Annotated in this window: 11 protein-coding genes; 10 read left to right on the forward strand and 1 reads right to left on the reverse strand. The window is 59.3% G+C overall.

Translation table 11 applies throughout. From position 1 onward, the window contains the following. Positions 1–19: 19 nt before the first annotated feature. From AC8GFZ_RS01065 to AC8GFZ_RS01110, 10 genes are all read left to right on the forward strand, one after another. Entirely contained in the window at positions 20–1,213 is a 1,194-nt protein-coding gene (locus tag AC8GFZ_RS01065; protein WP_506641472.1) for a CaiB/BaiF CoA transferase family protein, read from the forward strand. 30 nt (positions 1,214–1,243) lie between these two features. Next, a complete protein-coding gene (locus AC8GFZ_RS01070; protein ID WP_506641474.1) occupies positions 1,244–2,125 on the forward strand; it encodes a polysaccharide deacetylase family protein in 882 nt (293 codons plus the stop codon). A gap of 21 nt (positions 2,126–2,146) precedes the next feature. Next, on the forward strand, positions 2,147–2,926 hold the full coding sequence (locus AC8GFZ_RS01075; RefSeq protein ID WP_506641476.1) for a short-chain dehydrogenase/reductase: 780 nt from the start codon (positions 2,147–2,149) through the stop codon (positions 2,924–2,926). 16 nt (positions 2,927–2,942) lie between these two features. Then, positions 2,943–4,100, forward strand: coding sequence for an acyl-CoA dehydrogenase family protein (locus tag AC8GFZ_RS01080; protein WP_506641478.1), 1,158 nt, complete (start codon positions 2,943–2,945; stop codon positions 4,098–4,100). 248 nt (positions 4,101–4,348) lie between these two features. Beyond that, entirely contained in the window at positions 4,349–4,900 is a 552-nt protein-coding gene (locus AC8GFZ_RS01085; RefSeq protein ID WP_506641480.1) for a phasin family protein, read from the forward strand. 79 nt (positions 4,901–4,979) lie between these two features. Further along, positions 4,980–6,095 (forward strand): NAD(P)/FAD-dependent oxidoreductase, encoded by a 1,116-nt coding sequence (locus tag AC8GFZ_RS01090; protein WP_506641482.1) that lies wholly within the window; start codon positions 4,980–4,982, stop codon positions 6,093–6,095. Positions 6,096–6,106: 11 nt separating this feature from the next. Continuing rightward, on the forward strand, positions 6,107–7,768 hold the full coding sequence (locus tag AC8GFZ_RS01095) for an amidohydrolase (protein WP_506641484.1): 1,662 nt from the start codon (positions 6,107–6,109) through the stop codon (positions 7,766–7,768). Positions 7,769–7,798: 30 nt separating this feature from the next. Continuing rightward, entirely contained in the window at positions 7,799–8,788 is a 990-nt protein-coding gene (locus AC8GFZ_RS01100) for a Bug family tripartite tricarboxylate transporter substrate binding protein (RefSeq protein ID WP_506641486.1), read from the forward strand. Between the two features lie 94 nt (positions 8,789–8,882). After that, complete coding sequence (locus AC8GFZ_RS01105) at positions 8,883–9,917, forward strand: Bug family tripartite tricarboxylate transporter substrate binding protein (RefSeq protein ID WP_506641488.1); 1,035 nt, start codon at positions 8,883–8,885, stop codon at positions 9,915–9,917. Positions 9,918–9,924: 7 nt separating this feature from the next. Next, the gene (locus AC8GFZ_RS01110; RefSeq protein WP_506641490.1) at positions 9,925–10,662 is read left to right on the forward strand and encodes a class II aldolase/adducin family protein; all 738 of its coding nucleotides are present in this window, start codon (positions 9,925–9,927) and stop codon (positions 10,660–10,662) included. An 84-nt stretch (positions 10,663–10,746) separates the two neighbouring features. Here AC8GFZ_RS01110 and AC8GFZ_RS01115 read toward each other — a convergent pair whose 3' ends face one another. After that, complete coding sequence (locus tag AC8GFZ_RS01115) at positions 10,747–11,820, reverse strand: quinone-dependent dihydroorotate dehydrogenase (RefSeq protein WP_506641492.1); 1,074 nt, start codon at positions 11,818–11,820, stop codon at positions 10,747–10,749.

Below are 11,820 nucleotides of genomic sequence, written 5' to 3' on the forward strand. Positions count from 1 at the left end.
TAACCACATTTAATTTGCCATGACCACACCCCCCATGCCCCGCGCCCTGTCGCGCTTCAAGGTGCTGGATCTGTCGCGCGTGCGCTCCGGGCCCAACTGTGTGCGGGTGCTGGCCGACTTTGGCGCCGATGTGTTGCGCATCGAGCCCCCCGCTGGCGTCGACCCCAACGAGGTGTTGTTTGCCGCCAACCGCGATGGCGGCGATTTTCAAAACCTCAACCGCAACAAACGCTCGCTCACCCTCAACCTGAAAAAGCCCGGCGCCTTGGACATCTTGATGCGCTTGGTGGCGCAAGCTGATGTGTTGGTGGAGAACTGGCGCCCCGACGTCAAGCACAAGCTGGGGTTGGGGTATGAGGACTTGGCCAAGGTCAACCCGCGCATCATCTTGGCCAGCATTTCGGGTTTTGGACAAGACGGTCCCTACGCCGAGCGCCCGGGCTTTGACCAAATCATCCAAGGCATGGGCGGCTTGATGAGTGTCACGGGCGACACCGACAGTGGCCCTTTCCGCGCGGGTTTGGCGGTGGCCGATTTGAGCGCCGGTTTGTACTGCGCCTTGGGCATCTTGGCGGCTTTGCACGAGCGCGAGGTGTCGGGTCGCGGCCAGTGGGTGCACAGCTCTTTGTTGCATGCGCAAATTGCGATGATGGACTTTCAGGTGGCGCGGTTCATCAACGAAGGCAGCGTGCCGGTGCAAGAAGGCAACAACCACCCGACCAGCTCGCCCATGGGCTTGTTCACCGCCAGCGATGGCCCGTTCAACTTGGGGGCATCGGGCCAAGGCAATTGGAAGCGCTTGTGTGAATTGCTGGGCAAACCCGAGTGGTTGGCTGACCCCGAGTTCAGCACCGAAGCTTTGCGCGTGGCCCATCGGCCGCGCTTGAATGGCTTGCTCAACCAAGCTTTTGCCACCCAAACCGTGCAGCACTGGGTGGATCAACTCAACCAAGTCGGCGTGCCCGCCGGGCCGGTGTACACCGTGCCGCAGGTCATGCAAGACCCGCAGGTTCAGCACCTGGGGGTTAGCGAAGCGCTGGACACGCCGCATGGGCGCAAGCACTACATCACCCAAGCGGTGACCCTGTCGCGCACCCCCGCCGAGGTGCGCACGCCCGCCCCAGGTTGGGGCGAACACACCGATGCGGTATTGACCGAAATCGGCTATTCATCCACCGACATCGCCCAGTTCCACGCCCAGGGCGTGGTCTGATTTGCCTGTTTCTGATTGGTACTGTTGACCATGGCCAACCCACGCATCCCTTACCGTTTCTCCAACGACGGCCCCCAACTCAAGCCCCATCCCAAAGGCGCCATCATGGTGCACTTGGTGGTCAATGTGGAGCACTGGCAGTTTGATGCCAGCATGCCGCGCACCATCATCACGCCGCCCCACGGCAAAGAGACGGTGCCCGATGTGCCCAACTTCAGCTGGGCCGATTACGGCATGCGGGCGGGTTTGCCGCGCATCATCGACGCCATCCACAGCCGGGGCTTGCCTGCCTCAACCAGTTTCAATGCGGGTGTGATTCAGGCTTACCCCCGCGCTGCCGAAGCCATGCGTGACGCGGGCTGGGAGTTCATTGGCCACGGCTTGCACCAAAAGGCGATCAACCACGAGGCCCAGTCAGAGGAAGCCTTGATCAAAACCTGTTTGGACATGCTCGAAGCCTTCACCGGTGTGCGCACCCAAGGCTGGCTGGGGCCAGGCCTGCGCGAAACCTACGAAACACCCGACATTTTGAAAAAGCTGGGCATCGAGTATGTGTTTGATTGGGTGGTTGACGATGTGCCCAACTGGATGCGCACCGACCACGGCCCCTTGTTGTCGCTGCCCTATAACTTGGAGATCAACGACTCCATCATTTATGCGGTGGAGCGCCACAGCTCCGACGAGATGCTCATGCGCTTGACCCGCACCCTGGATTTGTTCAAGCGAGAAGCGGTGGAGCATCCCAGGGTGTTGGCGATTGGCTTGCACCCCCATTTGATTGGGGTGCCGCACCGCTTCCACAGCTTGGAGAAAATGCTGGACCTGCTCATGGCCACGCCAGGGGTATGCTTCATGACCGGGCGAGACATCTCCGCTTGGTACCGCGACCAGGTGCCGGCGCCCAAAGCCTGAGCACCCGACCTAAGGAACCCCATGGATTTGAATTTAAAAGGACAGCGCGTGCTCGTCACCGGCGGCTCGCGCGGCATTGGTTTGGCCATCGCCCAAGCCTTTGCGGCCGAAGGCGCCATGCCCATCATCGCGTCACGCGATGCCGAACAGTTGGCGCTGGCGGTGAAAGCCATCCACAGCAGCACAGGCATCAGCGCCGAGTCTGTGGCCACCGATTTGTCGCAGCCCGGCGCCACAGAGGCGTTGTTCAAAGCGGTGGGCGAGATCGATGTGCTGGTCAACAACGCGGGCGCCATCCCTGGCGGCTCTTTGCATGACCTGGACGAGCAGCGTTGGCGCCAGGCCTGGGAACTCAAACTGTTCAGCTACATCAACCTCACCCGTTCCTATTTGCCCATGATGGAGCAGCGCGGTCGGGGCGTGATTTGCAACATCATTGGCCTGGCCGGGGTGGCGCCGCGCTATGACTACATTTGCGGCTCCACCGCGAATGCCGGCTTGATCGCCTTCACCCAAGGCCTGGGCGGGGGCAGCGTGCGCAAAGGTGTGCGGGTGTTTGGCATCAACCCCGCGCCCACCCGCAGCCAGCGCATGCAAACCATGCTCGAGCGCCAAGCCAAGAACAAGTGGGGCGACACCAGCCGATGGATGGAGCTGTCCACCAAATTGCCCTTTGGCCGCATGGCCGAACCCGATGAAATTGCGCGCATGACAGTTTTTGCTTGTTCGCCTTTGTCGGGTTATTTGAGTGGCACCGTGATCAATTTGGACGCGGGCCAAATTTACGCCGACCCTGTTTGAGAAAGACCTTTTCCCCATGAGCCAAGTTGACCCTTATGCCGAACTGCGCGCCGGTGTGCGCAGCGTTGTCACCCAGTTTGATTCTCGTTACTGGCAAGACCTGGACGAGGCGCGCGCCTTTCCCGAAAAATTTGTCAATGCCTTGGCCGCCGCTGGTTGGTTGTCGGCCCTGATCCCAGAGGAATACGGAGGCTCCAACCTGAGCCTGACCGAGGCCAGCGTGATCATGGAAGAGATCAACCGCGCGGGTGGCAACTCCGGCGCCTGCCACGGCCAGATGTATGTGATGGGCTGCGTGGTGCGCCACGGCTCTAAGGCCCAAAAAGAAGCCTTGCTGCCGAAAATTGCCAGTGGCGAGTTGCGCATGCAGGCCATGGCGGTGACCGAGCCCACCACCGGATCGGACACCACCAAACTCAAAACCATGGCGGTGCGCAAAGGCGACCACTACGTGGTCAATGGCCAAAAAGTGTGGACCTCGCGCATCCAACATTCCGACTACATGCTGCTGCTGGCGCGCACCACGCCCCTGGCCGAGGTGAAGAAAAAAACCGAAGGCCTGTCTGTGTTTTTGGTCGACGTGCGCCCGGAGATGGGCAAAACCATCATTGCCAAACCCATCCGCAACATGGTCAACCACGAGACCAACGAGTTGTTCATCGACAACTTGGAAATCCCGGTGGAAAACCGCATTGGCGAAGAAGGCCTGGGTTTGAAATACATCCTCGATGGCCTCAATGCCGAGCGTTTGCTGATTGCGGCCGAATGCGTCGGTGACGGCCACTGGTTTGTCGAGAAAGCCAAAAACTACGCCAACGACCGGCGCGTGTTTGACCGCCCGATTGGCCAAAACCAAGGCATTCAATTCCCCATCGCCCGTGCCCACATCAATGTGGAGGCGGCGAGCTTGATGCGCTATGAGGGCACGCGTTTGTTCGATGCCGGTCAACCGTGTGGCGCGCAAGCCAACATGGCCAAGTTGTTGGCCGCCGACGCGTCCTGGGAAGCGGCCAATGCCTGTTTGCAAACCCACGGTGGCTTTGGTTTTGCGGCCGAATACGACGTAGAGCGCAAGTTCCGCGAGACACGCTTGTACCAAGTGGCGCCCATCTCCACCAACATGGTGCTGTCCTACATCGCCGAACACGTCTTGGGTTTGCCGCGCTCTTATTGAGGGCTGTGCGCTCCACAGGCGCACACCTGGTTTTGCGTGATGCTGTTGCGCAAAACCGGGTGCTTGCTGGACTTTTTTGAAAGCTGCGCGTCAGACTTGACCTTGGGGTGTCAACCCAGGTGGTCACTTAGTTTGTCGCCTCTAAAAGTGCATCAAGGTCGTTTTTTTGACCCTTCATTCTTATAATTTCGGTCATTGTGCAATGCAGCAAATGCAGTGAACAACCCCTTAATTCAATGGAGCAAAACATGACCCTGACCCCTGATCAAGTGCTGGCCGCCAACAAGGCCAATTTGGAAACCCTCGCTGGCCTGACCAGCAAAGCTTTCGCCGGTATGGAGCAACTCATCGAGCTCAACATGAGCGCCGCCAAAGCCGCTTTGAGCGATGCCCAGCACCAAACCGAATCCCTGATGTCGGTGCGTGACGCACAAGAGCTGATGTCGCTGCAAGCACAAATGTTTCAGCCCTTGGCCGAGAAAGCCGCTGCTTACAACCGCCAGTTGTTTGACATCGCCCAAAGCACCGGTGGCCAAATCGGTCAAGTGGTGGAAGGCCAAGTGGGCCAAGCCCAAGCAGCCGTGGAAGCCCTGGTCAAGAACCTGACGCAAAACGCACCCGCTGGCACCGAAGCCGCTTCGCAAGCCTTGAAGGCCGCTGTGGCCGCTGGCAACACCGCTTTGAGCTCGGTGCAAAAAGCCGTCCACCAGGCCAACGAAATGATGCAAGCCAATGTGAGCCAGATGGCCCAGGCCGTGCCTGCTGCGGCCAAAGCCCGCCCTGCCGCTAAAAAGCGCTGACCACCAGCCTCGGGGCATGGCCCCACTGGCCCCACAATGGCACCTTTCGAGGTGTCATTTTTTTTGAAAGGGCCGTGCTTTGGATCAGGTCGATGGGGTGGTGATTGGGGCCGGTGTGGTGGGGTTGGCGGTGGCGCGTGCCCTGTGTCTGGCCCAACCCGGTGCGCAATGGCTGGTGTTGGAGCAAGCCGAGGCGATTGGCACCGGTATCAGCTCGCGCAACAGCGAGGTCATCCATGCCGGCATTTACTACCCCCAAGGTTCGCGCAAGGCGCGCTGGTGTGTGCAAGGGCGTGACATGCTCTACGCCTATGCCGCCGAGCGCGGTGTGCCGCACCGGCGTTGCGGCAAGCTGATGGTGGCCACCGACGACAGCCAATTGCCCGGCTTGTTGGCCTTGCGCGACAAGGCGCATGCCAATGGCGTGACCGACGTGGTGCTGATCAGCGCCGATCAAGCCCGGGCCATGGAGCCCGCCTTATCGTGCGTGGCCGCTTTGCATTCGCCCAGCACCGGCATTGTCGACAGCCATGCCTTCATGCTCAGCTTGCAAGGTGACTTTGAAAACGCGGGCGGCACGGTGGTGTGCCATGCACAGGTGGTGTCGGCCCATGTCCATCCGCAGGGGTGGGTGCTGCACATGGCCGATGGCACCGAACTGTTGACCCGCCAATTGGTGAATTCGGCCGGCTTAACCGCCCCGGCGCTGGCGCGGCAATGCCAGGGCTTGGATGCCGCCCATGTGCCCACCGCTTATTTCGCCAAAGGCAATTACTTCACCTTGGGCATGCGGGCGCCGTTTTCTCGCTTGATTTACCCCGTGCCAGAGGCGGGGGGCCTGGGCGTTCACTTGACGCTGGACATGGGCGGGCAAGCCAAGTTTGGGCCCGATGTGCAGTGGGTGAACGACCCCGAAGACTTGGTCGTCTCCCGAGACCATGAAGCAGCTTTTTACCAAGCCGTGCGCGCCTACTGGCCGGACTTGCCCGATGGTGCGTTGCAACCCGGTTATGCGGGCATCCGACCGAAAATTTCAGGCCCAGGACAAGCGGCGGCCGATTTTGTGTTGCAAGGCCCCAGCGACCATGGCTTGCCTGGCTTGGTCAACTTGTTTGGCATCGAGTCGCCGGGTTTGACCAGCTCGCTGGCCATCGCCCAGGCTGTGGTGCACAGCACGCTGGCAGGGCAGGTCTGAATGAAAGCAAGATGAATTCAAGCCGACCATCACCCCCCGATGTGATTCTTCATAACGGGCACATCCACACATGTGACGCGCAAACGGGCACGGTGCAGGCCTTGTCCATTGTTGGAAACCGTGTGCAGGCCGCAGGTCAGACTGAAGATCTTCTGAATTCAGCAGATCCAAGCACGCAGATCATTGATTTAAAGGGTGGTTGCGTGATTCCTGGCTTGACCGATGGCCACGCACACATGGACCGAGAGGGCTTGAGACATCAGTTGCCCAGTTTGCAGCACGCCAATTCTTTGCAGGATGTGTTGGATGCCATTGCTGATGAGGCTCGGCAGCGTCCCGAAGGCGCATGGATTTTGACCCAGCCCATCGGTCAACCGCCGGAATTTTCGAGCGATGTTTCGCATGTAATGCCCACGCGTTTCGACTTGGATCGCGTCAGCCCAAAGCATCCCGTGTTCATTCGTCCGATCTGGGGGTATTGGTCAAATTCGGTGCCCTTTGCGTGTGTGGCAAACAGCTTGGCCTTGAAGCTGGCGGGTATTGGCCCAGATACGCGCTCACCCAGCGACGATGTGGTCATCGACAAGGACGCATCGGGGCAACCGACTGGCATTTTTTGGGAAAAAAGTTTGGTCCCACTGGTTGAACACACCTTGATGCGTTGTGCGCCTGGGTTTTCAGGGGCGCAACGTGAGGCGGCCTTGCTGCATGGCATGTCCGAGTACAACAAAACCGGAACGACCTGCGTCTTTGAGGGCCATGGGGTTGCCAGTGAAGTCATCCAAGCCTACAAATCGGTGCATTCAGCGGGCAAGGGCACGGTCAGGGCCTTGCTCACCTTCAGTCCCAATTGGCATTTGAAGGGTGAGGGTGATGCTGCACTGCTTTTGAAAGATTGGGCTGCCTGGGTGGGGCGAAATGGCAGTGGCGACGATTTCCTGAGGGTTCAAGGGCTTTATGCAGAAATCGACTCGGATCCGCACAACAACCGGCTCCGAGCGGCCAATCACCCTTGTACCGGGTGGGCGGGTTTCCAAGCCGGGTGTGCCTTGCCTTTGGACGTCATGCAGGTATTGGTCCAAGAGGCGGCGCGAAGTGAAATTCGCTTGTGTGGAATTTGGCCCAATCTTCTGGAATTGTTTGAACTGGCCAATCAAGCCCATCCCATTGCCCCCATGCGTTGGGTATTGGGCCATCAACGTTTTTTGACCCGCGATCAAATCGCCCGCATCAAAGACTTGGGCATTGTGCTCACCACCCACACCAATCGGCATATCTACAAAGACGGCGATCGCATGTTGCGAGAAGGCGTTCATGATTTGAATGATTTGGTGCCACTGCGAAGCCTCGCAGAGAGTGGCGTACCGGTGGCGTTTGGGAGTGACAACTTACCGCCTTCCTTGTTCCATCCCATGTGGCACGCCAGTGCCCGAAAAAGCCGCGGCGGTCAGGTGGTGGGTGAATCACAAGCCATTCACAGAAGCCAAGCTTTGGAAATCGCCACCCAAGGCGGCGCTTATTTGTGTTTCGATGAAGATGAACGCGGTCGCCTGGCCCCGGGTTTTTTGGCTGATTTGTCCTTGCTCACAGCAGACCCTTTATCATGCGCCGAAGAAGAGTTGCCGCACATTCAAGCCACCAAAGTGATGGTGAACGGTGAATTTGTTTGGTAGCTTGTCAATTCACTGAAAGTCCGAAGCAAGATGAAAAAAATACGTCAATTTTTAGGTTCGGCCGCAGCGCTCCTGGCTGGTGTTTTGACTTCAAGCCCCAGCTTATCTGCCGATGCGGACAGCTGGCCGAATCGCCCTGTTCGGGTCGTCATCCCATACGCGCCAGGTAACACCGGAGACATCACATTCAGGCTGATTCAAAATCAATTGGAAGCCAAATTTGGTGTCCGCTTTTTGATCGATAACAAAAGCGGGGCTTCTGGAAACATCGGCGCAGAAGACGTTGTCCGTTCTGCTGCGGATGGGTACACCTTGCTGCTGGGCTCAACGAACAACTATGTGACCAATGCTTCTTTGATCAAAGGCATGCGATTTGACCCCGTGAAGGATTTGGCGCCCATCTCCATGATCAGCAATGCGCCTTCGGTGGTTGTGGTCAACGCCAATTTGCCGGTCAACACATTGACCGAGTTGACTGCATTGGCCAAGAAAGAGTCTGGCAAATTGGCATTTGCATCGCCTGGCAACGGCACACCGCCTCATCTGGCGGCTGAGCTGTACAAACAGTTGACGGGTGTTGAGTTGATCCACGTGCCTTACCGTGGCTCTGCCCCAGCGGTTCAGGGCTTGCTGGGCGGAGACACGCAAATTTATATGACGGCCTTGAGCTCGGTGGCTGGCAATATCACTGCGGGCAAATTAAAGGCGTTGGCAGTGGCTGGGCCACAGAGGCTCGCTGTGTTACCCAATGTCCCCACTTCAGCGCAACAAGGCATTCCAGAACTGATCACGGGCAACTGGTGGGGGCTCTCAGCGCCCCTGGGCACCGACAGCAAAATCATTCAAAAACTGGCTGAAGCCATTCAAGTCATTTTGAACGATCCAAGCGTCAAGCAAAAGTATTTTGAATTGGGGGTCAGCCCGGTGGGCAGCTCTCCATCTGAGTTTGCCAAGCAAATCGCTCAAGAAGCCATGGTTTGGAAAAAAGTCATTGCCCGCTCAGGCCTTCAGCCCGAGTGATGGTTTCGGGCATTGCAGTTTGGCCTTGGCTGAACCCAGCCAGGCCATTTCGTTGGGTTGAGCGGCACATCGTCCGTGCCATATTGGATTTCAAATGCATGAATTGACATTGCGCAAAGTGCTGAAAAGCCTTCTCTTCCCACTGCTTGCCGCATCGCTGCTGTCCCAGTCAGCCCTGGCGCAAACCGACCCCTTTCCTGCCAAGTCCATCCGCATCATCGCCTCCACTTCTCCTGGTGGCCTGACCGATCTGTTGGCCCGCAACTTGGGTCGCCTGATGTCTGAATCGCTGGGCCAGCAGGTGGTGGTGGAGAACCGCCCTGGCGCGGGCACCCTGATTGGCATGACGGCCTGTGCGCGCGCGCCAGCCGACGGCTACACCTTGTGCCTGACCGATAACCAGAGCCTGGTGTTCAATCCGCTGCTTTTCAGCAAGCTGCCCTATGACCCCAAAGGTGACTTTGTGCCCATTGGCGGCGTGGTGCGCACCCCCAATGACGTGATCGTGGCCTCGCCCACGCTGCCCGCCAACAACCTGGCCGAGGTGCTGGCCCTGGCGCGCGCCAAACCAGGCACGGTGAGCTTTGCGACTTGGGGACCCGGCAGCTTGCCGGCGATTTACTACGCTTGGATCACCCGACAAGCCGGTGTGCAGATGATGGCCGTGCCCTACAAGGGGGCCGGTCCGTCCTTCTTGGCGGTGATCTCGGGTGAGGTCAACTTGGCATACAGCAGCCTGGCGATCGCCAAGCCGGCGGCTGAGGCGGGCAAGGTCAAGCTGATCGCTGTCACCGGCAACCGACGCGCAGCCGCATTTCCCAGCACCGCCAGCCTGGGCGAGTCCAACAGCGACCCCAACCTGGGCACCTTTTGGGGCCTGTATGCACCGGCCAAAACGCCCGCAGCCGTTGTGGCCCGGCTCAACATGGAACTGAACAAAGCCCTCTCAAGCGCATCCTTTCAAAGCTTTGCACAGCAGGGTTTTTTAGAAACCATGGCGGGCACGCCAGAACAATTTGCCGCCACCTTGGCGCAAGCGCAAGTCACTTCGGCGCGGACCTTCCAGACCATCGGTATCCAGCCGACCGACGCGCCGTCGGATGCGCCGCAGGCAACTCCTCGTCCTTGAGTCAATGATGGCCAACACAGAAAAATTTTTGCTGCAACTGGCCCAGGCCTGCCGCATCTTGGAGATGGAAGGGCATGGCGACATGACGCTGGGCCATGTGTCCCTGCGCGACCCCGATGGGCGCGGTTTCTGGCTCAAACGCAACCGCATTGGCTTGGGCGAGGTGCTGGGCCCCAAGGACTTCATCCTGGTGAGCTTTCAGGGTGAAAAACTGGAAGGCGGGGGCGGGCGGCATTCGGAATGGCCCATCCATTCGCAAATCCTTTTGCGCAGGCCCGATGTGCATGTCGTGGCCCACACCCATGCCTTTCATGCCAGCGTGCTCTCTGCCTCGGGCGAGCCTTTGCTGCCGTTCACACTCGACGCCGATTACTTTGCCCACCTGCCGCGCGACGCCACCGAGGCAGCCCTTCTCACAGCGGTGGAAGACGGCGACGCCCTGGCCAGTGCCCTGGGAGAACATTTTGCGGTGCTCATGGCCAACCATGGCATCACCTTTTGCGGCACCTCGATCGAACATGCCACCTGTGTGGGCGTGTTCCTGGAAAAAGCAGCGCGTGCACACCTGGCCGGCATGGCCGCTGGCTTTGCGCGAAGCATGCCCACCGAGGCCACGCGCGCACGCCGCCATGCGCAAGTGATGACCCCCGTGCACATCGAGCATTCCTGGAATTTTTTCTGTCGCAAGCTCGCCAGCCTCGAAGCCTCGGCAGGCAGCAGCCCGCGTGCGTTGTTTCTCAGTTGAGCATCTCAGCTCAGCGCGGTTTTTGCGGTGAGGCTCGTCTGGTTTTGACCCAGCTCAGCGGCCCCGTTTGACAAACCAAACCTTTCAACGCCCAGTTGCCCGCAGGGCTTGGGCCACCTCGGTGATCAACTCGGGGCCGCGGTAAATCAGCCCGGTGTAGATTTGCACCACATCGGCACCGGCTTTCACTTTGGCCACGGCGTCAGCACCGCTCAAAATGCCGCCCACCCCAATGATGGGAAATCCCGCACCCAGCTGATCACGCAATTGACGGATCACCGCATTGCTTTTGGCCAACACGGGGCTACCCGACAAACCACCGGCTTCGTTGGCATGCATTTGGCCTTGCACCGCTTGACGGTCCAGGGTGGTGTTGCTGGCGATCACCCCCCAGGTGGTGCTTTTTCCGCTGCCGCCATGGCGCAGCAAGGTGGCGGCGATCACCGCCACTTGATCGCTGTCCAAATCGGGGGCGATCTTGATGAACAAGGGAATGGCTTTGCCGTGGCGCTGGGCCAACAAGGCGCTTCGTTCGGTGAGGTGACCGATCAAACCCTCCAACGCCTCATCGCTTTGCAAGCTGCGCAGGTTTTGCGTGTTGGGGCTGGAGATGTTGACGGTCACATAGTCGGCATGCGGGTACACACCGTCCAGGCAGGTGAGGTAGTCGTCCACCGCGCGCTCAATGGGGGTGATGGCGTTCTTGCCGATGTTCAGGCCCAGCACCATGGGGGAATGGGCCCCGCTTTGTCGACAACGGGCGCGCTGCACATGGTTGATAAATGCCGCCAGGCCTTCATTGTTAAATCCCAACCGGTTGATCAAGGCCTGGGATTGGGTCAAGCGAAACATGCGTGGCTTGGGGTTGCCGGGTTGGCCCAGCGGGGTGACGGTGCCGACCTCGACAAAGCCAAAGCCCATGGCGGCAAAGGCATCGATGCAGCGGGCATTTTTGTCCAAGCCAGCGGCCAGGCCCACGCGGTTGGGGAACTGCAGGCCGGCCAAGTTCACCGGGTCATCAACCCGGCTTTGGCAAAAGCCCCATTGCAGTGGCGTGTTTTGGCTGCGCTCCAGCCCCGCCAGCGTGAGGTCGTGCGCAGCCTCGGCATCCATGGCGAACAACAAGGGGCGGGCAAAGGCATAAGGCAAGAGCGACAT

It is taken from the genome of Limnohabitans rimovensis (SeqCode) (assembly GCF_965234775.1).
GTDB classification, from domain to species: Bacteria; Pseudomonadota; Gammaproteobacteria; order Burkholderiales; family Burkholderiaceae_C; genus Limnohabitans; species Limnohabitans rimovensis.